Source organism: Streptococcus sp. 27098_8_148 (assembly GCF_041432105.1).
Lineage (GTDB): Bacteria > Bacillota > Bacilli > Lactobacillales > Streptococcaceae > Streptococcus > Streptococcus parasanguinis_AE.
In genome coordinates this window covers 1-23,440 of sequence record NZ_JAPVYY010000009.1, presented here as the reverse complement: position 1 = coordinate 23,440, position 23,440 = coordinate 1, and the positions used below count along the sequence as shown (strand labels likewise).

14 protein-coding genes and 1 tRNA gene are annotated in these 23,440 nt (G+C 45.6%); 5 read left to right on the top strand and 10 right to left on the bottom strand.

The features are described from left to right. Positions 1-157: 157 nt before the first annotated feature. From O3646_RS08150 to O3646_RS08140, 3 genes are all read right to left on the bottom strand, one after another. Complete coding sequence (locus O3646_RS08150; protein ID WP_371610764.1) at positions 158-3,868, bottom strand: alpha-L-fucosidase; 3,711 nt, start codon at positions 3,866-3,868, stop codon at positions 158-160. A gap of 104 nt (positions 3,869-3,972) precedes the next feature. Beyond that, on the bottom strand, positions 3,973-10,797 hold the full coding sequence (locus tag O3646_RS08145; RefSeq protein WP_371610763.1) for an Ig-like domain-containing protein: 6,825 nt from the start codon (positions 10,795-10,797) through the stop codon (positions 3,973-3,975). Positions 10,798-11,286: 489 nt separating this feature from the next. Further along, positions 11,287-11,808 carry a DNA starvation/stationary phase protection protein gene (locus tag O3646_RS08140; RefSeq protein WP_003001978.1) on the bottom strand — a complete coding sequence of 174 codons (522 nt, stop codon included), beginning with the start codon at positions 11,806-11,808 and terminating at the stop codon, positions 11,287-11,289. A gap of 154 nt (positions 11,809-11,962) precedes the next feature. Here O3646_RS08140 and O3646_RS08135 point away from each other — a divergent pair, with 154 nt between their 5' ends. Then, the gene (locus tag O3646_RS08135) at positions 11,963-12,433 is read left to right on the top strand and encodes a small multi-drug export protein (protein WP_003002130.1); all 471 of its coding nucleotides are present in this window, start codon (positions 11,963-11,965) and stop codon (positions 12,431-12,433) included. Positions 12,434-12,760: 327 nt separating this feature from the next. Here O3646_RS08135 and tsf read toward each other — a convergent pair whose 3' ends face one another. Next, entirely contained in the window at positions 12,761-13,801 is a 1,041-nt protein-coding gene (gene tsf / locus O3646_RS08130) for a translation elongation factor Ts (protein WP_003001949.1), read from the bottom strand. Between the two features lie 82 nt (positions 13,802-13,883). Beyond that, a complete protein-coding gene (gene rpsB / locus O3646_RS08125; RefSeq protein ID WP_003002189.1) occupies positions 13,884-14,666 on the bottom strand; it encodes a 30S ribosomal protein S2 in 783 nt (260 codons plus the stop codon). 264 nt (positions 14,667-14,930) lie between these two features. On the opposite strand from rpsB, the gene O3646_RS08120 reads away from it, so the two are divergent. Together O3646_RS08120 and O3646_RS08115 are read left to right on the top strand one after the other, a co-directional pair. Further along, positions 14,931-15,001, top strand: a tRNA-Cys gene (locus O3646_RS08120). A 144-nt stretch (positions 15,002-15,145) separates the two neighbouring features. Beyond that, positions 15,146-15,904 (top strand): hypothetical protein, encoded by a 759-nt coding sequence (locus tag O3646_RS08115; RefSeq protein WP_371610762.1) that lies wholly within the window; start codon positions 15,146-15,148, stop codon positions 15,902-15,904. 50 nt (positions 15,905-15,954) lie between these two features. On the opposite strand, the gene nusG is transcribed toward O3646_RS08115, so the two are convergent. From nusG to rpmG, 3 genes are all read right to left on the bottom strand, one after another. Continuing rightward, entirely contained in the window at positions 15,955-16,491 is a 537-nt protein-coding gene (nusG, locus tag O3646_RS08110) for a transcription termination/antitermination protein NusG (protein ID WP_003002077.1), read from the bottom strand. 338 nt (positions 16,492-16,829) lie between these two features. Then, positions 16,830-17,006, bottom strand: a complete 177-nt coding sequence (secE, locus tag O3646_RS08105) for a preprotein translocase subunit SecE (RefSeq protein WP_003002261.1) — start codon at positions 17,004-17,006, stop codon at positions 16,830-16,832. Positions 17,007-17,015: 9 nt separating this feature from the next. Continuing rightward, positions 17,016-17,168: a 50S ribosomal protein L33 gene (gene rpmG / locus O3646_RS08100; RefSeq protein WP_003009043.1), complete on the bottom strand. Its 153-nt coding sequence runs from the start codon at positions 17,166-17,168 to the stop codon at positions 17,016-17,018. A gap of 144 nt (positions 17,169-17,312) precedes the next feature. On the opposite strand from rpmG, the gene O3646_RS08095 reads away from it, so the two are divergent. Next, a complete protein-coding gene (locus tag O3646_RS08095) occupies positions 17,313-18,224 on the top strand; it encodes a neutral zinc metallopeptidase (protein WP_049492562.1) in 912 nt (303 codons plus the stop codon). Between the two features lie 41 nt (positions 18,225-18,265). Here O3646_RS08095 and pbp2a read toward each other — a convergent pair whose 3' ends face one another. Further along, entirely contained in the window at positions 18,266-20,500 is a 2,235-nt protein-coding gene (pbp2a, locus tag O3646_RS08090) for a penicillin-binding protein PBP2A (protein ID WP_371610761.1), read from the bottom strand. 103 nt (positions 20,501-20,603) lie between these two features. On the opposite strand from pbp2a, the gene O3646_RS08085 reads away from it, so the two are divergent. Next, on the top strand, positions 20,604-21,467 hold the full coding sequence (locus tag O3646_RS08085; protein ID WP_070661561.1) for an RluA family pseudouridine synthase: 864 nt from the start codon (positions 20,604-20,606) through the stop codon (positions 21,465-21,467). Positions 21,468-21,914: 447 nt separating this feature from the next. Here the strand turns inward: O3646_RS08085 and O3646_RS08080 are convergent. Then, positions 21,915-23,440: GBS Bsp-like repeat-containing protein (locus O3646_RS08080; protein ID WP_371610760.1), on the bottom strand; the 1,526-nt coding region annotated here is incomplete at its 5' end.

Sequence of the window (23,440 nt, the reverse complement as noted above, 5' to 3'; positions counted from 1 at the left end):
ATGGCCTTGGAGTGTTCCTTCTCATCATTGACCTTATTTGACTATTATACAATTTTTACGGCTGTAAATAAAGTAAAGACTCCATGGAAATAGGAATCTCTTAAGAATACAAAGCAAAAGAGGCTAGCGAGAACTAACCTCTTATGCAAAGAATGAACTACTCTTTGCGACGAGCGAATTTGGCGCCTCCGCCCAAGAAACCTAGACCAAGAAGGCCTAACCAAGCAAAGAAACCACCTTCTTTTGTACCGGTTTGAGGTAGTTTTCCTTCCGATTGTAGAGAAGGACTTTCAACCACTTCTTTTTCCGGATGGTCTGAAGTCGAAACAGAAACTGCTTCTGGGATTTTCGGTTGAAAGAGAACTGGTCTTTCTTTTTCTTTTTTCTCTTCAGCTTGAGAAAGAGTCGCAACTTCTGGTTGCACCTTACTTGGAGTTACAGGAGTGGTTGGAGTCGGCATATCAGCTATCAACGGACTTTCTTCCGCTTCCTTCGTTCCGACTTCTGTGATCTGGTCCTGGGCCTCCACTTCGACAAAGGCATCGACTTCTGTCCGAATTTCTTTGCCTTCTTCTTGTCGAACCTCGATTAATTTCAGCCGGCGTCCGACCTTCCCTGCTTGAAGGATCCGGCTCTCGTCCTTAGCCAAGTCCTTGTTCTCACGTGTTTGACTCTCAAATGGAATCTCCTCCGCTTCGATGAGAAGTTCTGGTTTTTCAAGAATCAAATCCCGGACACCTTCTTCTGGTCGTGTCTGCGTCAGCGGTTCATAATTGTGAGTATCTTCTAAGATGGTTTCAAGGGCTTCGACTTGATTAGCTGCAGCAACCAAATCTGGCCGCTCTTGATCCAACAACTGAGTCAAGGCCGTCAATTGTCCTTGAACCGTTGGTTTGAGGTCTGCTTTCAAGCGATCGAGAGAAGCAGCCTTGATCTTTTCTACTCCTTCTCTGATGATCTGTTGCAGCTCTTCTTGACTGAGCAACTGACTATCTTTCCCTGATAGGATAAATCGGTCTACCTGGATGGCTCTGGATGATTGAGGGTCATTGAGAGACGGATCCAGATGCAAGCGTAGCTGGTGGTAGCCTTTTGCTAGACCTTGTAGATTGACCAAACTCTGGTCGAGCTTGCGTTGATCTCCGTAACCACTGAAATAATGATCGCCTTCGATCTCATAATCATGACCACGCCCTTCTTCGAAGGCTATTTCTTTTCCATCCAGAGTGACGCTGTAGAGACCATGGCTTGGATCGACCACTCCTCGGACCTCCACACCAGTGCCCTTAAAGGTAATGGTCACTTCAATGTGTTTCTTGCCTTCCTCATCGGTCACTTGGTTAAAGCTAGACCAAGATTCTGTGCCATTTGAGAAGTTTGGATTGTCTGTCTCGTGCTGCCAACCCTCACTGTAATGCAGTTTTGGATCTTGGTCATCTACTTCTTTGCGATTTTCTGGGAGCTGGTCCTCGTTCATCACTTGGACTGTCAGTTCTGGAATAAAGCCGACCAGACTTCCTTGATCCGGATGGAGCAATTTGACCTTAAAGTCATAGACGTCAGTCGCTTTTCCTGCAAAATCAAGGGTTGGAACTTGGACTGTTTTTTCCGTCTCTCCATCTGCGAACTCAAGGGTGACGTTGGTATCTTTGTAGACCTTGCCATGAACTCCTGTTCCTGGTTCTGTGATCAATTTGAGACTGGCACTTCCTTTAGAGCCACCTTTTCTCTTGACGACGACTTGCGCTGGGTCGCCTTTCTTAACAGCTAGGGTTGGCTGAGCAAACTCAAAGAGACCCTTTTCTTGATTATTGAGGGCATAAATCCCTTCCGTTGCGATCGCATCTCCCTTGCTATTGACCAAGGTCAAGGTGTGAGATCCTGCTGCCAAGTCCGGTGTTTCATAGACCTTTTGGCTGCGTTTGCGGCTTGGGCTTTGGGTATTGACCGTCGCTAGTTTTTGGCCGTCGACATAGACATCCATTTCCCCATGACCAGGGTCGACAGTTGCGACGACATAGGCCTTGGTGCCTTCAAATTGATAGGTCACGGAAGCTCCCTTTTCCTTGGTCCACATAGAGGTGCCTCGAACGCCTTCTCCCTCTTCATTCCATTGGCCATTAGCCCGCTCAGCAGTCCGGTCAGAATGATAAGTCAAACCAAGCGGATAGCCATCGGTTTCTTCAATGCTGGCTGGCGTCTTATAGACAGAGACTCCGTTCAAGATTGGAGTAGCTTGGGCATCGGTGATGGACACCCGGATATAGCGACTATCAACTGGTTGCCCTTTGATCAAACGGCGATATCCTACGGTTGAACCAGCCCCAAAAGGAACCCATTGACCATTCACAGCCACATCAATGTTGAAACCAGAAATCCGTTGGCCTTTCTCGATCGTTTCCTTGAGCTCGACTACATCAAAGTGTTGCTCTTTTCCAAGATCGAGGACAAAAGAGCCGGTTTTTGCATCATCTGCAGGTGCCCAACTGGTCTTTTCATCGCCATCTGTCAAATGGCTGGCTGAATAATGAGCATTGCGTCGTGTCGAGTCAGCTTCGACCAAAGCTCCTGCCGCATAGTCCACACTGTAGAGTTGGTCCAAGGTCTGGCGGAATTCTTTCAAACGGGCCACATCGGCATCCGCAAATTTTCCGTCTGGATTGGGTGGAATATTGAGTAAAAGCGGGGTTCCACGGCCGACCGATTTGAAGTAAATGTCCATCAATTCGCGCAAGGACTTAGGCTCTTGGTTGTCATGATAGAACCAGCCGGAGCGAATAGAAACATCCGCTTCTCCCACTGAGTATTGCTTCCCTTCCGGATCCCCGTGATTGAGGTAACTATTCGATGGATTGTTGCGAATCTTATCCGGATTGACCTTATGCCAAACTGGATCTCCAGCGATTCCCTTTTCATTTCCGATCCAACGAACATTGGTCGGCTCAGCTGAGAAAATGGCAATGTCCCCTTGGGCCTTACGAATGGCATCAAACCACTTATCGAAGGTATAAGTGACTTTTTGAGCCCCATCGCCCCGCGCTCCATCCATCCAGACTTCTACGAACTTGCCCTTGTTTCCATATTTTGGATCTTCAAGGATTTCTTTGAGCTGGTTGAGATAGTATTCGTTGTATTGGTCCTCTGTATCCACATGGTAGAGTGGGCTGTGAGCATCCCAAGGCGAGAGGTAGACCCCCATATCCATGTCATACTTGCTGGCAGAAGCAGAAACCTCGGCTAGGATATCGCCTTTCCCTTCCTTCCAACCGCTTTTAGCAATGGTATGGTCGGTGTATTTGGATGGGTACAAAAGGAAGCCATCGTGGTGCTTGACGACCATGATGGTTCGTTTGAAGCCAGCATCCTTGAGTGTTTTGATCCACTGATCGGTATCTAGATGCTCTGGATAGAAATAATAAGGGTCTTCTTGCCCATCTCCCCACTCACGATCGTAGTAAGTATTCATCCCAAAGTGGATGAAAGCTGCTAGTTCTTCGCGGTGGTATTGCATCTGAGCCTTGCTTGGAAGTGGTCCATAATCCGCAATCTCAGGCTCCTCATCTAGAGAAGGGGCTGGTTGGCTTGCTTCTGTCCCTTGGCTAACTGCGCGATTTTCTTTCTCACTAATAGCTGGTGAGGACTGTTCTGATTCTTCTTGGTGCTCGTTCACAGTTTTCTCCTCCTTTCCTTGATCTCCTGCATTGCTCGTTTCAACCCGTTCTTCACGTGGTTCACTATTCTCAGCTTGTTCCTCTGCGTAACTGGTAGTAGCTCCTAAAAAACAAGTCGCTACAACTACCGAGCAGACACCTACTGAGAGTTTACGAATGCCAAATCGATTTCTCTGATCAACTAATCTTTTTCCCATATTCTATTCCTTTATGTCACCAGGTAAAGAGGGTGGGGCTTCCCCATCCTCCTTCTTTTTACCTGTGAACTTTTCACCGTTTTTTGCTAGTTTCTCTAGCTGTTTTACTTGGCCTTTTTGGCTCTTTTTTTCTGATCGTCCAGCACAGCACTGGCAAGGCCTGCCGCTAGGATTCCAGCAACGAGGCTTGCGACGCTTTCTTCCGTTCCTGTATTTGGTAATCTACCTTCGGAAACTGAAGTTGCTGAAACTGCTGGTGTTTGAGCTGTTTTCTCGACTTCCTTCCCTGCTGCATCTGTCCCTTCCTGACGCACTGCTTTGACCTCAAGAGATGCTTGAGGAGTTGGGGTAGCTACTGGTCTTTCTGAGGCATGAGGATGTTCTGGGTTCGGAAGCGGTTGTGGTTGTGGTTGTGGCTGAGGTTCTGGCTGTGGCTCTGGTTGTGGCTCTGGTTGCGGAGTGTCTGGAAGTACTTCTTTCGTGCCCACCTCTGTGATTTCTGCCACTGGATCTAGCTCTACAAAGGCATCCAGTCCCTTCCGGCTTTCCACACCATTTTCTTGAGAAACTTCCACCAAGCGCAATTTGCGGCCTTTTTGACCTTCTTGAACCACACGTTTCTCACCTTTTGGAAGATCCACATTTGGACGTTCTAAGCGTTCAAAGTCCATCTCTTCTGGCTCAATCACCAACTCTGGTTTGGTATGAACCAGATTCTTAACCCCTTCTTCAGGAATGGCTGAGCCTGTAGGTGCTTTTGCGGAGAGAGAAAGTTGATATACTTTTTCGAGCTTGCCATCTTCTGAGACAACCTTGACAAGAACAGGGGCATTGGCACTTTTAGCATCCACGACCGTAACGGCTGTTCCATTCTTGCCTTGTGCTGAAACGATTGGACGGTCTCCCTCATACTCTAGATGATAATCTGTCACATCTGGTTTAAAGCCTTCTAGGTCTTTGCCATTCACTTGGATGGTGACATCAGTTGTTGCCTGAGCCTCTTCTGTTGGGGCATAGGCGCTCATTTCAACGATTCCAATTCCTTTTAGATTTTCATCACGGACCATTCTTAAACGGATGGCTTTCGTTCTGGTTTCGTTGAAGCTGAGGTTAGAGATATAACCAGGTTCAAAGGCATAATCCAAGCTATACGGGATTTCTTCCCAGTTAGAGGCCTGGTTAAATGGATGATCTGGAAGATTCTTCAGATTGCCATAATCATCCGGAACATCAAAGTCTGGACCAATGTAGCGTTCAAGAACCGTTTTCGTTGGCAGACCTGTTTCCTGATCTGCAAAGAAGTCGACCGCTACTTTATTGACCAATCGCTCTGTTACCTGGCCATTTTTCTTGAAGATGAGACCAGCAAAGGCTTCGGTTTGATCCGGCTCTCTCTTCCAGTTGGTCCAACGGTAGTACTCGTTGTAGCCACCATCATTGATGTAATCGATATAGTCGATTTGATTTGGATCGAGATCATTGGTTTCACTAGCAAATGCCCTGGTATCTTCTGCATTGTAGTCACGGTTCACAGAGAGGTTTTCTCCTGTCTTTTCTGACACCCGGACGGTCAGCTGAGCTGTCAGATCATAGCCAATGACTTTTCCTTCCAGCGTGAAGCTACCTTCGTGAGAAAGCGCATCAGCTGGTAGAGGCTTCCAGTCCACTGTAAGTTCCTTGCGTTCATAGCCTGTATCCCCTTGGAAGTAAACGCCTACGGTAGATGGTAGAACCAGATCTTGACCAACTTTCACAAAACGGCTACCTGCTTCCACTGCTACTGGGGTAGCTTGTTTCAGTTTTTCTGCATCGCTTGTGAGATGGAGGCGGTATTCTTGTAAGATGGTACCATCTTCCGCTTTATGGATGACACGGATTGGCTCCCCTTCATGGACACTTGGCACAACCGTTGCAAGACCGTGATGGCTAGCTGTCGCTTCCACTTGTGGATAAGCCCGATCACGCGCATCGATGTAGTAATCGGTCACACTTGGGTTGACACCTGGCAATACATCGCCATTGACGCGAATGGTCAACTGGCTCTTCTCTTCTGCCGCAACCTTATTGGCAAAGATCTGAATCTCTGAAATAGAGCTTCCACGTTTGCCTTCTGGTGTCTTCATGCGAATACGAACAGCATAGGTGTCGACTTTATCAAAACTGAAATGATTCATCTTGCCAGCTGCTACCGGTTCTTCAACGGTTAGGTTGCTGACTTCTTTCCAGTTGGCTGGATTGTTAAATGGATGGTCTGTTTCGTCTTTGACGCGATTTGGATTGCTTGGAACAGTTGGGATTTGTTCCCCTGTATAGTACTCAATCACATACTCACTTGGAGCCCCAACGCCGTGGTCTTCATGGAAACCAACATGGAGGTTGTCCACTGCTCGCTTGGTCAAGATACCAGAATCCCCAAACAAGATACCAACAGAATCTTCCGCATTGTCACGGCCCCAGTTGGTCCAACGGTTAGCTGGAGCATCGGTAAAGGAGATGACCTTATCATTGACCTTAGCAACTGGATCCGCATCGTTAGAGTCACTTGCAAAAGCGAGTGGCAAGACTGATCCTGTCCATTGCTCTGCTACATTGGCCCCCTTGACTGTGATTGCGGAAACACGAATATGAAGACGCGTTGGAAGATCCGTTCCTTCTACACGACCGGCTATGACAACTTCTCCTTCTTTGGCCAAGAGTTGCGGATCGACCGCATCCCAGGCCACCTTAGCAGTATAGGTCTTACCATTAGAGTGATAGGTCCGCACGCTTTCTGGAAGAGCTGGTTTTTCTCCGACTGGAGTGGTGGTGCTGACTTCTTCTACAGCGATAATGCCTTCAACCGTCACTTGAGCTTGGGCTTCTTTTTCCACACCCTCTACATGACCTGTGACTGTAAAGCTATGGTAATCCTTGACTTGATCTGCTGTCACGGCATCCCAGGTCACACGTTTTTCTTTCGGGAATCCCTTGTCATACTCGACCAAGACGGTCTCTGGAAGAGCTGGCAAAACGTTTCGATCGGTGCTGATCCGTACAGAACGCACCTTGACAACTGTCTTTTCTTCTGGATTTGGCGTGATGGTAAAGGTTAATTCCCCTGTTTGTCCTTGGAAGTTAGCTTGTAAATGAACCAATCCTGCTTCTCGCAATTCCAAACCTTTATTGGTTGCGACGGCTTTTCCTTGGCTACCAGCTCTTGTTTTCACATCGATTTGATCTGCTTTGAGACTTGCCTGGCTACCATCTTGGTAATGGGCAATGACTTCAAGTGGTACCGTTTGGTCTTCCTTGAGTTCCTGTCCTTCTAGCAGACGCAATTCCAAACGCTCGATCTGTGGACTTTCTTCTTGGAATTGGACCACATAGGTCTGTACAGCTCCCGTATCCTTAGCAGTCACAAAGATTTGGGCTTTAAAACCATTTTCGCGATTAGCTTGTAGGACCGTCACTTGAGCATTTTCTGCACTTGCTGTGACTTGACCTGGTTCTTGACCATAAGCGAGGGAACGGAAAATAGTATGGTTGCCACTACCAAATTTTGGAAGAGCTACTCCATCTAACTGAACCGTTGGTTTCTTAGCCTTGGCTACATCTCCTCCTGCAACCACTAGTGTCGCTTGGACGGTTTCCCCATTGCCTAGGAGTCCTGTCGCTTTCAAGCGAGCTCCTGGTGTGGACAACTGATCTTCTTGACCAGCTTCCAAGGTCCATTGATCGACCTCATAGTGAGCAGTGGTCCCATCGGTGAAGACTAATTGCACAGCCTTATCCACTGTCGCTAGATCTGCTCCCTGTGGGATTTGTTTGATGACCGGAAGGACTTGTTCCACGCCGATCACATCGACCAGAGCTTCGACCGTGCGTCCTTGAACATGACCTGTCACACGGACTTGGCCAGCACGGCTATAGTCTGCCGCATCCCATTCAACGGCTTCTTCTTGGGCCTTGCCATCACTATAGACCACATTGACCTTACTTGGCAAGGTTGGTTTTTCTCCTAGATAAGCACTTTGTCGAACAGGTTCCACACCTAATACAGTGCGTTCTGCTTGGTCCTTCTTACCTGTAAAGAGGCTGACTTGGTCTGATTGCAAGCGATCTGAGTCTGCATACAGAGTAAAGGCACCCGCCTGCTCAGTTGATTTGACAATCACAACCCCTTTGCCGTTGAAGGCTTTGCGTTGCCATGAGCCATCTTCCTGCGCTTTGTAGCGTTCACGGCTGGCTTGTTCCCCATTATCGACACCGACAATTTGGCCTTGTCCATGCAAATGGAAATGCACCAAATTATTGGCAGTTGGGACCACACGACCTGCTTCATCGACGATTTCATAGGTAATATAGGTCAAATCCTTGCCGTCTGCCGCAATCGCGTGTTCTTCTTTCAACAAACGGACACCCGCAGGCTTGCCGGCTGTTTCGACTTGATCTTTCGCGATCACTTCACCCGCTTCGTTGCGCGCAATAGCTTCCACTTTACCTGGTACATAAGGGACCAACCACTCTAGATAGAGTTCATCTGGATTTGCCCCTTCTTGGTAGGTCCGGCCATCAGCTGTGGTCTTCTTGGTAAAAGTCTTCACTCCTTGTGATTCCCCATTGACAATCAATTCCACACTGTGGGCATTGGAGAAGGTCCGAACAGGGATCCGTCCTTCTTCATCCATGACACGATTGGCTAATTCTGGATTTTCCCAGTTCCAATGTGGCAAGAGATGGACCATTGGATGTTTCTCGGCCGATACCCATTGACTTTGGTAAAGGTAAAAATCATTCTTTGGAAGGCCAGCAGTATCGACAATACCAAAATAAGAACTTTTCACAGGTGTGTCATTTTGGTTGTGCCATGGTGTTGGCTCACCGATATAGTCGGTACCTGTCCAGATAAATTGACCTGCATAGCCGGCATGATCGCGGTCAAAGGTCCAAGAGGCGGTCGCTGTCCGACCCCAACCAACCCGGTCATTGCCGTAGTCTGATTGTTCATAGTGGCGATCTTCTTGGTTGCTTCCGACCCATTCTCTTTCAGGGTGGTAGTAAGAACCCCGTGTCCGCGTTGCAGAAGAGGTTTCAGAACCATAAATGAGCCAGTTTGGATGTTTAGCTCGTAGACTTTCATAGTTGGCCTCTGAATAGTTAAATCCAACCGCATCAAGCTCTGCTGCTACTTTTTCATGGCCTCCTGAACCATCGCCAAAGCGGAATTTATCAGCTCCCATAGTGACATAGCGGGTTGCATCCACTTCCTTGATAGTCTTGACCAGACGACGAACGGTTGCGACAGATTTGTCTGAACCATCTGCTTCACCGACTTCGTTACCAATTGACCACATCACAATAGAAGGATTGTTCTTGCCCCGCTCTACCATGGTCCGTAGATCGTAATCTGACCAAGTATCCCCCTTACGAGCTTCTGGGTGAGTGGCATCCTTTTCAAAGAAACGACCGTAATCGTATTGTTTCTTGCCACCATACCAGGTATCAAAGGCTTCTTCTTGAACCATCAAGCCCAACTCAGCAGCAATTTTTAAGGTTTGTTCACTCGCTGGGTTGTGGGTCGTCCGAATCGCATTGACTCCCATGTCCTTCATCTGTTTGAGACGACGGTATTCAGCCTTGTAATTTTCCTCAGCTCCAAGAGCCCCGTGGTCATGGTGAAGAGATACCCCGTGGAATTTCGTCGCCACCCCATTGAGGAAGAAGCCACCTTCTGGCGTCCAGTTGAGATAGCGATAACCAAAGCGTTCCTTTTGAACATCTACTAACTGCGAATCCCGATAAACCCGCGTATACAAGGTATAGAGAGCTGGATGATCCGTTTTCACATCCCAGAGGGTTGGTTTTTCAACATGGAGGGTTTGAGATAGGTTGATCTCTTGACCTGCTAGAACAGCTTGTGCTTCACTGCGCGTTTTTTCGCTCACCACTTGGCCATTTTGATCGACAATTTCATATTCCGCATAAATACTATGAGCTTGATCATCTTGGTTGACAATGCGGCTCTTCACCACTGTATCCACTGCCCCATTTTGCTGTTTTTCCAACTGAGGGGTCGTAATCGTAGTCCCATACTGCGCTAAATGAACCTTGTCCGTTACACTCAGCTTAACATCCCGGTAAATCCCACTACCAGAATACCAACGGCTACTTGGTTGTTGATTGACCACATGAACGGCGATGGTGTTCTCGCTTCCATCCGCATTCAAATAAGGAGTAATATCATAAGAAAAGGCATTGTAGCCATTTGGATAATGACCAACGAATTGTCCGTTTACATAGACTTTAGAATCCATATAAACCCCGCCAAATTCCAAGCGGACCTTCTTATCTAGATCTTTGTCGTCCAAACGGAAGGTCTTACGATACCAAGCATCCCCTCCGTTTAATTGCCCCCCTTCATTTTGAGCAGGAGAGTTGTGATCGAAATCAAAGAAAATAGACCAGTCATGAGGAAGATCTAATTTTTTCCAATCCTTGACATCCACTTGACGCCCTTCTGCACCAGGAGCTGCATTTAATTTAAAATACCAATCTTTATTAAAATCACGTTCTCGATCTTGCACAATATCCTCCGCTACACGATTTTGGTCTGGAGCAGCTGTTTCTTCCGTTCCTGTAGCACGCTCAGATGAAGCTGAAACGGGCTGGCCTTCGCCTTGATGCGCTGGCTTTTCCTCAACTCTGGTAGGGGTGATGACAGCTGGAGCTTCTGAAACCCTTGCACCAGCTCCAGGAACTTCCGCTTCTGAGTTTTCCGTCACAACACTTGGTGTCTCAATCGAAGTCGGTTCACTTTCGAGGGCTGGCTTTTCTTCCGCATGGACCCTTGAAAGACCCAAGGCAGAAATCCCAATCACAACAGAACAAGCTCCAACTGAGAGCTTACGAATACTAAAAACAGGACGCTTTTCAAAAAAAGACTTTCCCATAAAAACCTCCTCTTAGGATTAACAATTAAATTTGTAAGCGCTTTCTTCTGTCTGCGAACACTTACAGAAAATCACATATTAACTATACCAAAAAAATAGGAGCGATAGGCCTCGATTTCGCTCCAACTATAGTTAGATTAAGAATTCCTTTAATTAGTGGAAATCCCCTACGAGGCAAAAAATAGAAGCCAACGGCTCCTATTGAGAGCATAGACAAACTGTTCTTTTTTACAAATCTTATAAATTCTATAATATAAAAAAATTTATTCGTTAGAATTATTCAATCATCTACTGAAACTTTCCGCTGTGAGAAAAGTGCCTGAAACTATTCAGTTTCAGGCACTCGGAATTATTGAGACCTTAGGCTCAATAATTAGTCATGGAACTTCGTAGAAGTTCGCTGACGTCCGTACTCACCTAAGGAAAGTTTCTAAGAAGACTTTGTCTTCAGTCTGAAATAGAAGCCAACGGCTTCTATTTTTTATGATCTTATAATCCTGGTTCTTGACCAAGTTCAGCAGCCACCATCCAAATGTTCTTTTCAAGTTCTGCTTTAGCCCCAACAAAGATATCGTTGGTTACATCGTCGCCTTCAGCATCGGTAACATCCAAAGCTTTTTGGTAAAGGCCATCAAGGTAATGGAAGATTTCAAGAACACGTGTCAAGCTTTCTTCTACATTTTTTGTAAATGTTCCACGGCGTTCTTCAATATTGCTGTGTTCCAAAAATTCAGTCATGCTAGAATATGGCGCACCACCAAGAGTGATCAAGCGTTCGCTCACTTCATCTAAGGTTGCATCCAAGCTGTCCATGTATTCGTCCATTTTTGGATGCCAAACCATAAAGCCACGTCCACGCATATACCAGTGTACTTGGTGAAGGGCAATGTGAGCCACGTAGAGATCTGCTACGACTTGGTTCAAGAGAGCTTTTGTTTCTGGAAGAGTTTCTTTATTTGAAGGTGCAAAAGTTGCTACATCAGTAGCTGCTTCATGTTTCATAGTTGTCATGTCATTTCTCCTTTTTATAATGATTCTAATTAACTATGTCTTTATTATATGCTTCCTCCACCAGAAAGTCAAGATAAAAGATTAAAAAAGATCATAGTTGTCAATTGAGAAAAGATACGATAGAATGAAGAAGACTAATCGAAAGGCTTGACTAATGAAATATATCTTTACCTTCCTGATCTCCATGGTGCCCCTTGTTGAATTGCGCGGGGCCATCCCTTTTGCCATTGCAAATGGTATTCCCTTATGGACAGCGCTCCTGATCGGAGTGATCGGAAATCTTCTCCCTGTCCCTCTGATCTTCTTTTTCGCCCGCCATATTCTTACTTGGGGGGCAAAAAAACCGATCATCGGAGGCTTTTTTAGCTGGTGTCTCAATAAGGGCCATAGAGGCGGACAGAAATTAGAAAAAGCTGCAGGAGACAAGGGAATCTTCTGGGCCTTATTGCTCTTTGTGGGAATTCCTCTTCCGGGAACTGGTGCCTGGACCGGTGCCCTTGCAGCTTCTATCCTTGACTGGGACTTCAAACGCAGTAGCCTCGCAGTCATGCTCGGAGTGATTCTAGCTGGCCTCATCATGGGAACCCTGTCCCTGCTTCTAGGAATCGATACCTTCGCACATTAAGCAAATGAATGAGCCCATGATATCAGTTCACATAATATCTTCTCTGAATCTTTCCTTAGGTGAGTACGGACGTCAGCGAACTTCTATGAAGTTCCATGACTTAGTTTTGAACCTAAAGTTTCAAAACTCCCGAGTGCTTGAAACTTCATTGTTTCAAGCACTTTTCTCACGGCGGAAAGTTTCAGAAAGTATATCGATGAATCTTCGGTAACGTCTGTTATTTTTTGAAAACAAACTTTGTTAATATTTTAAAACAGCTTAAACAATGATATAAGATATTTTCCACACAAAAAAGAGGTTTCCTTCGAAACCTCTTTTTGTTTATTCTTAGTTGTTAAGAGCTGCTGCCATTGTAGCTGCAACTTCTGCTTCAAAGTCATTTGAAGCTTTTTCAATACCTTCACCAACTTCAAAACGAACGAATTCGATAACTGAAGCATTTACTGATTCAAGGTAAGCTTCAACTGTCTTGCTGTCATCCATGATGTAGACTTGTGCAAGAAGAGTGTAGGCTTGGTCAACTTTTGTGTTGTCCAAGAAGAAGCGATCCATTTTACCTGGGATGATTTTATCCCAGATTTTTTCTGGTTTACCTTCAGCTGCCAATTCAGCTTTGATATCTTCTTCAGCTTGAGCAACTACTTCGTCAGTCAATTGAGCTTTAGAACCAAATTTCAAGTGTGGAAGAGCTGGTTTACCAACCATTGCACGGCTTTCGTTATCTTGGTCGATGACGTGGTTCAATTGTGCCAATTCATCTTTCACGAATTGTTCATCCAATTCTTTGTATGAAAGAACAGTTGGTTTCATTGCAGCGATGTGCATTGAGATTTGTTTAGCAAGTGCTTCGTCTCCACCTTCGATTACAGAGATAACACCGATACGTCCACCATTATGTTGGTAAGCACCGAAGTGTTGTGCATCTGTTTTTTCAAGCAAGGCAAAACGACGGAATGAAATTTTTTCACCGATTGTAGCTGTTGCAGATACGTATGCAGCTTCAAGAGTTTCACCTGAAGGCATTGTCAAAGCAAGAGCTTCTTCGTTGTTAGCTGGTTTACCTTCAGCGATCACTTTCGCTGTTGCGTTTACCAATTCAACGAATTGAGCGTTTTTCGCAACGAAGTCAGTTTCAGCGTTTACTTCAACTACTGCTGCAACGTTACCATTGACATAAACACCAGTCAAACCTTCAGCGGCAACACGGTCAGCTTTCTTAGCTGCTTTAGCCATACCTTTTTCGCGAAGCAATTCGATCGCTTTTTCGATATCACCTTCAACTTCAACCAATGCCTTTTTAGCGTCCATAACACCGGCACCAGATTTTTCACGCAATTCTTTTACAAGCTTAGCTGTAATTTCTGCCATTTTTGTTCTCCTATATTTTTTAATAAAATAAGAGGGTCGGGCTGAGCCCTGCCCTCTTAGGTTCGTTACTTATTGAATGAAATTAAGCGTTGTCGCCTTCTACAACTTCAACGATTTCTTCGATTGAATCAGCTTGACCTTCAGTAGCTGCCAATTCAGCTTCTACTGTAGCAACACTGTCTTCACCTTGACGTCCTTCGATAACAGCGTCAGCCATTTTCGCAGTGATCAATTTAACAGCGCGGATAGCGTCATCGTTCGCTGGGATGATAACATCGATATCATCTGGGTCAGTGTTTGTGTCGACCATCGCTACAACTGGGATACCCAATTTCTTAGCTTCTTTAACAGCGATTTGTTCTTTATGTGGATCCACAACGTACATTACGTCTGGGATACGAGGCATGTCTTCGATACCGCCCAAGAATTTTTCAAGACGAGCGCGTTGTTTGTTCAACAATGCAACTTCTTTCTTAGGAAGAACTTCAAAAGTTCCATCTTCTTCCATGCGTTTGATTTCTTTCAAACGAGCGATACGTTTTTGGATTGTTCCCCAGTTAGTAAGAGTTCCACCCAACCAACGGTGGTTGATGAAGTATTGACCTGCACGAACAGCTTCTTCTGCAACAGCATCAGCAGCTTGTTTCTTAGTACCTACGAACAAGATAACTGCATCGTTTGCAGCTGCATCACGCATGAAGTCGTATGCTTGGTCTGCATATTTTACAGTTTGTTGCAAGTCGATCACGTGGATTCCGTTACGTTCTGTAAAGATGTACTTAGCCATCTTAGGGTTCCAGCGACGAGTTTGGTGACCGAAGTGTACACCAGCCTCAAGAAGTTGTTTCATTGAAATTACTGCCATGAGTAGTTTCTCCTTTTTTGTTTTTTTCTCCTCTCTCAGACGTCAACTTGCAGCACGACCACAAGGGCAACGGTGCCACAATGGATCCGAGATGAGTATTTGCTGTCTTAGACAACTCTATAAGTATAGCAGAAATCCCTAGAATTCGCAAGCTATTTGAGAGATTTTTTCAATCCCTACGATGAAATGGTTTTCTAAAGTTGTTTGACGTAAAAAGTTTTTCTTGACCTATCTTTATTTTTAGGTTACAATATTATATGTTATGGCGGTATAGCCAAGTGGTAAGGCACGGCTCTGCAAAAGCTTGATCGTCGGTTCAAATCCGTCTACCGCCTTGATAATAAAATTTTTTATCATCTTTTATCTTTTAAAAATTCCCCTAGCAATAGGGGGTTTTTTTGTTGCCATTTGCTCCTTTCCTTGATTATTGATATAATAAAACCTCGCCTGATCGGCGAAGCACATTAGAAAGGGTATTTATGAAAAACATTCGTTACCTTACGATCGGCCTTCTTTCACTAGTGACACTAGCCGCTTGCTCACCCGCCAATTCTGCGCAACCAGCAAAAACAGCTTCTAGTTCCAAAAAGTCGGTCCAATCATCTTCAAGCAAAACATCATCGAGTAAAGAGACAAGCACGTCTTCTGAAAGTAATAGCTCAGATGATTTTTCAGATCGCTTCAGTATGGATCCAGATGATGGTGCATCTCTTCAATATGTGCCGGGAGCTGCATCCATTCCTGAGATCGAAAAGCTCAAAAACCTCCACCCTACCACCGGTTTTGTATTAAGAACCGAAGATGGACAAGAGGTTGGTGGGCCAAAAGAAAGAAGCAGTTACGATGACGTAGTTGCAGCCTTTGGTCAACCCGTAAGTAGCACAGACAGTGCGAATCCTGGCGATGGGGTCAATGTTTGGGCAACAGACAATGGCGATATCATGGCTTTCTTCCGCAATAATGTGTTAACAGATATCACCTTCCGACTAAGAGGGGGCGATGCCAACCACCAGTCTACTGGCAGTATTTCCAAATCCGATACACCAAAAACGGCCCTCGAACGTCTCGGAAAACCCTATGCCATTATGCGTTCAGAAAATGGGACCAGCTATGTCTATAAAGATAGCAACGGAGATGAATCTAGCTTCTCTACACAAGGCAATAAGATCTTCAATGTTACGTCTACTGCAGAAACCAAGCAGTTAAAAAAGATCACTGGCCTGGATAAAAATCAATAACGATCCATACAAAGAACCCTCCAAGTTTTTCTTGGAGGGTTCTATTTTTCTTACAATTCAGCAATTTGGTTCAGGTTCACTTCTGCAACCGTATCGTTACCGAACATAGAAATGACCATTTTTACCTTGTTGTTATCAATTTCAGTGATCTTACCAGTATAGTCTGTGAAGGCACCGTCGATGATGCGAACTGTGTCGCCCACCTTGACATCCAAATCAAACTCTTGAACGGTTTGACCCATAGAGAGCAAGATGCTGCGGATTTCTTCTTCCAACAATGGAGTTGGTTTTGAACGGTTCCCGTGGGATCCAACGAAACCAGTAACGTTCGGTGTATTCCGAACGACAAACCACGCTTCATCTGTCATGACCATTTCTACCAAGACATAACCTGGGAAGCGGTTTTCTTCGATTTCTTTGGTTTTACCGTTTTTCTCAACTTGTACGGTTTGAGTTGGAATCTCTACACGCAAGATGTTTTCTAACATATTGTAAGTTTGCGCACGTTGCAAAAGATTCTCTTTTACCTTGTTTTCATATCCTGAGTAGGTTTGTAGTACAAACCAGCCTTTATCAAAACTGTCCATTTGGGCATCCTTTCTTTCTGTTTAGCCTGCTCGAGCTTTTGTGAACATACTAAAAAAAGCCTCTTGGCTTTCCTTTTCCTAGCTTCATTATACCACATTTTGCAGGAATGCAAAGAGGTTTGCTGATTTATTTTTTAGAAAAGACTACAAAAAGTGGGAGTGGGAAAGAACTCTGACTTGTTAAAAAGAGTTCGTTTTCCCACCCCCGCACAGTTGATTAGGCCATCTTTGAAGCTTAAAAAGCGAACAAAGATGCCAATCAACCACTGCGTCTTGCAGTTATTCCTATCAAAAATCAAAGGCTGGACAGTTGTTGCCCAGCCTCATGGCTTCTTTTCTTAAAAGAAATTGATCATGTGCAATAGGCCACGTGCAATGACTTTGTCGAACAAATAAATCAATGCAACAAAGAAAGCGGTGTACTCAATCACTGAGATAAAGTTTTTCCATCTTTCCTTGCGATTTGGCCAAGTTGTATCTTTTAGTAAGACGAAAATATCTTTAATGAATTTCACAACTCTCTCCTATCGTGTTTCTTTATGGATGGTATACTTACTGCAATGTTTGCAGAATTTATTGACTTCTAGACGTGTTGGTTTTGGCGTCCCACTCAACTTAATGGAGTAATTGCGTGACCCACAAACCGTACACGCTAGACTTGCTTTTTTTAATGCCATAACGCCTCCGTTCACCCCATTATAGCAAGTTTTCCACGTTTTGACAAGAACAGAAAATCTCCTGTCAAGAAAAAAGCAAATCTAAAGCGTTATCACTCTGGTTTTTTCCTCATTTTTGGTAAAATAAAACAAAAGGAGACGAATATGAAAAGTGATAACCTAAAAGAAAGTAGAAATATCGAAGACCGTCGAGGGCAAAGCTACTCCCAATCTTCAGGAAACAGTAACCTTGGCGGGGGCATTTTACAGATCTTACTATCGCCCGGAAGCTTCAAGAGTAAGATCGTCCTCATCCTTCTTCTGGTTCTTCTAGGAGGTGGTGGCGCTAGTCTTGGTGGACTCTTTGGAAACGAGACTTCTCATTCTTACCAGTCTAGCCAGATCACGCGCACCAACAAGACCCATGTCGACGATGCAGATGCTGAGTTCGTCAGCAAGGTCCTTGCCACAACAGAAGATCATTGGCACAAGGTCTTTCAAGCCGAAGGACGGACCTACCAGGAGCCCAAACTAGTCTTCTATACCGGACGGACAAAGACAGGCTGTGGAGTTGGGCAAGCATCGGCTGGTCCCTTCTACTGTCCAACCGACAAAAAGATTTATTTGGATATGAGCTTCTACAAGGAATTAACAACCAAATACAAGGCTAGCGGGGACTTCGCCATGGCCTACGTGATCGCTCACGAAGTCGGCCACCACGTGCAAAATGAGCTGGGAATCCTTGGTAAATACCATCGGATGCAACAAGGTCTTTCTGAAAAGGAACGAAATGCCATCAGTGTCCGCATTGAGCTACAAGCTGATTATCTAGCCGGTGTCTGGGCCCGCTCCATTCAAGACCGAAACCTTCTAGATATCGGCGATATCGAAGAAGCCATGAATGCAGCCCATGCAGTCGGGGATGACACTCTCCAAGAGCAAGCCTACGGCTACTCGGTACCAGATAGCTTTACCCACGGAACTTCAGAGCAACGCATGCGCTGGTTCAAACGAGGCTACCAGTACGGGGATCTCCAACACGGCGATACCTTTAGCTTGTCAGATAGTGAACTTTAAATAAAAAACGATTCAGAAGAATTTCTGAATCGTTTTTTTGATTAGAAACCAAGCCAGCCTTTGAAGGTATCCCAAGCGTTTTTCGCTTTTCCTGGGATATCGGCCTCGTCGATTGCTTTCTTCGCATTATCGACCATATTCGACGCCTTTTCTTTGACATCCTCAAAGAAACCTTTGTCTTCTTTGCTATCTGTTTCTGTCGTTTCTTCACCGACTGGTGCAATGCCGTTTTCAGCATAAGAGTTCTTCACTGAGTCAAACTGGGTACCGTCTGTATAAGGCAGGACACTGTTGGCAACATTGCGGAAGATCTCGGATGCCGTTCCAGCACTACTGTCCGTCAGGTAGTGATTTTCATCGGTCGTTGGGAAACCAAGCCACTGACTGATGACCACATCTGGCGTGTAGCCGATCACCCACTGGTCTCCAGAGAGGTCCTTGTTAAAGCTGGTCTCTGTCGTACCGGTTTTCCCTGCCATGGTATAACCATAAGGCGCAGCGTTCACCCCTGTACCATTACTAAAGGTACCAAGCATCATATTGGTCATCTTATCTGTCGTTGAACCACTAAGCACTCGGGTTGATTTCTGGCTGTGGCTCTTGACCACTTGGCCACTAGCATTTTCGATCTTGGTAATGAGGTGGGCATCATTCATGACCCCTCCATTGGCAAAGGTTCCATAAGCCTGAGCCATCTGCATCGGATTAGTTGTCACACCAGCTCCCAAGGCAACGGCAAGCGACTTGTCTACCTTATCCATGTTGAGTCCGAATTTTTTCCCGTATTCAAAGACCGTATCGAGACCCAAATCATTAGCGGTCGCTACGGCTGGAAGGTTAAGGGACTCTGCCAAGGCCTGGTACATCGGTACCGTTGGGCTAGACTGGATTCCCGCATAGTTATTGACCTCATAGTTTCCATATTGGGTGGTACTATTGTCCAATTCCTTATTGGTCGACCAACCTTCAGCAACAGCTGGGCTATAGACGACTAACGGTTTGATGGTTGATCCTGGACTACGGGCAGCCTGGGTGGCGTAGTTGTAGGTACGAAAACCTGGATTTTGATCGCTTCCGACACGCCCTACGAGAGCCCGAACCCCTCCGGTCTTAGGATCGAGGGCGACACTACCAGATTCCGCGCGCGTGCCGTCTTCCGCTACTGGGAAGAGAGCTGTATTGTCATAGATCACCTGCATGCTTGCTTGGTAATTTTGATCCAGCTCAGTGTAGATCCGGTAGCCATTTTTGACAATATCTTCTTCGGTCAGGCCGTATTCATTGACCGCCTCATTGATCACCGCATCAAAATAGGATGGATAGCGATAGTCCTCTGACTTGCCTTCATAGGCATCGACCAGCTGGCCATGGATATCCACAGCAGCCGACTGATCAGCTGTTTTCTGGTCAATATAGCCAGCCGCCACCATATTTTGGAGGACCGTATTGCGACGATTGGTCGCATTCTCTACTGAATAGAGCGGGTTATAGATTTCCGGTCCCTTGAGCATACCTGCGAGAACCGCAGACTGATCCAGGCTTAATTGACTGGCTGAAACCCCAAAATACTTCTTGGAAGCATCCTCAATACCCCAAACCCCATTTCCAAAATAGGCATTGTTGAGGTACATGGTGAGGATCTCTTTTTTACTGTATTTCTTATTGATTTCAAGCGCTAGGAAGAATTCCTTGGCCTTGCGTTCCACCGTCTGGTCCTGAGACAGGTAAGCATTCTTGGCTAGCTGCTGGGTAATGGTCGACCCACCACCTGAGCGACCCAGGGTCAAAATCGCTAAGAAGAAGCGACCATAGTTGATCCCGCTATTCTTGTAAAAGCTCCGGTCCTCTGTTGCGACCACGGCATTTTGCAGATTCTCACTGATAGCATCGAGTTCGACATAGGTTCCTTTTTGCCCGGTCAAACTTCCCGCTTGGTCCCCATTCTTATCATAGATAATAGTGGTCGCCTTGAGTGCGTTCTGCAAATCTTTGACGTTGGTCGTCTTAGCAAGATAGAAGAGATAGCCCCCTGTCAAGAGGCTAAAGCCTAGCCCAATGATCAGGAGAATCTTGGTCAAATGGAATCTGCGCCAAAAACGACGGAAGGGATGCTGAGAGAGAGGCTTGCTTCTGTGCTTGCCTGAGCGACTATAGGTCGGCTCTACTGTCTCTTCCGGTAGTTCCGTGTCTGGCACTTCTTCTGCCACCGCTTTGGGCGGATGATCCTTTCTAAAAAAAGTGATCAGGTTTTCAAATAATTCTTTTATTCTATTCATACCTGTTATTGTAACACCTTATCCTTGTCCTAGCAAGAAAAGATAGCTCATCCCTTTCTCCCATTTAGTTTTCTTTAAGCTTAGATTTTGCTACAATAGGGTCATGAACTATCAATTTACCATTCCACAATCCTTTCCCCAGATGACTGTGAAAGAGTTGCTTGAGGACTACTTCCTCATTCCCCGTAAGATCCGGCATTTTTTACGAACCAAGAAGCACGTCTTGGTCAATGGCGAGACCATCAACTGGCAGAGCCCCGTTCAAAAAGGAGACCAGATCCAGCTGATCTTTGACGCGGACGATTACCCTGAAAAAGAGCTCCCAGCCGGAGACCCGAGTCTGGTCGAAGAACTCTATCAGGATGAGCATGTCATCATCGTCAATAAGCCTGAAGGTATGAAAACCCATGCCAATGAGCCGACAGAAATTGCTCTTCTCAACCATGTTTCCAGCTATGTTGGATCTACCTGCTACGTCGTGCACCGGTTAGATAAGGAAACCAGCGGAGCGATTTTATTTGCCAAAAATCCTTTTATCCTGCCCATTCTCAACCGTATTTTGGAAGATAAAAACATCCAACGCGAGTACTGGGCCTTGATCCAAGGCAGCTTAGCACAAAAAACCATCGTCTACAAGGATAAAATCGGACGCGATCGCCATGATCGGCGCAAGCGCCTGGTCGATCCACGCAAGGGGCAGTACGCAGAAACTCAGGTGACGCAACTGAAAAAAATCGGACGAAACAGCCTGGTCAAATGCCAGCTCAAAACGGGGCGTACCCATCAGATCCGGGTGCATCTCTCCCATCATGGGCACCCGATTGTCGGGGACCCTCTCTATAACCCTGCACGCGGAGAGCGACTCATGCTCCATGCTCACCGCTTGACCTTCACCAATCCATTAACCCTTGAAACCATACAAGTCGAGGCCCCTTCCAAGAGTTTCGAAGAAGGGTTGAAAAAATAAGAAAAGAACCGAAATAGTATTCTTAGAGACTTTCCTTAAGTGAGTACGGACGTCAGCGAACTTCAAAGAAGTTCCATGACTTAGTTTTGAGCCCAAGGTCTCAAAACTCCCGAGTGCTTGAAATTCTAATATTTCAAGCACTTTTCTCACTGCGTAAAGTCTCCAGTCATTATCGAATAATTCAAAAGATAAAAATCATTTAAAACAATTGACAGAATCTCTCATTTTATTTTAAAAACTTATCTGCATTCAAAAAAGAAGCCACAAAAAGAGGCTGGACAAAAACTGTTCAGCCTTTTTATATTTGATAGAAATAACTGTATGACGCAGTGGTTGATTGGCATCTTTGTTCGCTTTTTAAGCTCCAAAGATGACCTAATCAACTGTGCGGGGGTGGGAAGACGAACTCTTTTTAACTAGTCAGAGTTCTTTCCCACTCCCTTTTTATTATTGATAGCGTGGGGTTGCAAATCCACGAATATTGCCATGTCCGATTCGGTAGGTATTGCGACGGACTTGGTTGTTGGAGTTTCCTTCAATGGTATGAATGATTCCATTTGAGACGCTCTCAACAATTCCGATGTGATCCGCAAAGCCATTGTTTTGTTGGCTATTTTGATCCCAGTTAAAGGTGATGATGTCCCCTGCTTTTGGTGTAGTGGTACCATCCTCATTCCAAATACCCAAGCGTTTGAAAATCTGGATGTGACGTTCGACTCCACATTCACGGCCAATCAAACCGCTCAAACCTTCCCGCTGGAAGACTGTTGTGACAAAGATATCACACCAGTCATCGGTCGTCTTCACTGCATAACCAACCGGAAGTGGTTTGACACTGTTATAATCATTGACCAATTGTTGGTGAGCTGCAGTGCCGCCACGAACGCCCACTAGACTAGCTGCTGCCCGTAAGACACGGTCCCGTTGTCCATTCGTTACACGAGGACTAAAAGCAGTTTGATCTACTGTCGCACGGGGATGAAGGGCTGTTTGACCAAGGTTAAAGCCTTCAACGCCACCATCGACATAATCCACATAGACGTGAGTGGTATAGTTGCCTGATTGGTACTGGTGATTTACTGCAGAGACCTGCACTTCTGTATGCATACCAGAAGGTGCTGTTGAATACCAGAAAAGATTTTCTTGGTGTGCTTGAGACCAGGCTGCGACACGGATGTTCTTAATCCGACGACCTTGAGGCGCTTGATCCACCGTTACCGTATAGGTTCCAGCACCAGAATTGACGTTCTTAATAGAAGCTTGCGTCTTAGTCATGGCATTTCGGAACTCCACTTCTGTAGTCGTGGTACCAACACCTACACGAGAACCATCATTTTGGATATAGTAAAGGTGAATATGGTACTTACCAGTAGAGTTCTTGTGATCGCTCGCTTTGATGGATACCTTGTAGTCTCCATTTGATTGGCGAGTCGCTTCATACCAACGAATATCATCTTGGCCATCCTTATCAGACCAAGTTGGGACTTGAACGGTCCGCACACCTTTAGGATTGTAGACATCCTTGATGATGACGTCAAAGGTACCCGCATCCTTGTTGTTGTTTTGGATTAGGATCGTGCCAGAGCGGCGGGCTTGACGCACTTCTGTCGTAGTTTCTGTAATATAGCTTCGTTGGTTATTTTGATCTACATAGTAGACATGGACATTGTACTTCCCATCCTCATTTTTATGATCGCTTGCCTTAATCGTTGCACGGTAGCTGCCGTCACTTTGACGGACTGCTTTGTGCCATACTAGATCATCTTGCCAGTTCTTGTCTGACCAGGTTGGAATCAAGACTTCCTTCAAGCCATTTGGTGCAACAACATTACGAATAACTGCATCAAATGTGCCTGTTTCAGAATTATTGTTCTCAATGGTGACAGTGCCACTTGGTTTAACGTGGTGTACTTCTGTAGTGGTTTCTGTGATGTAGTTTCGTTTGTCAGATTGATCCACATAGTAGACATGGA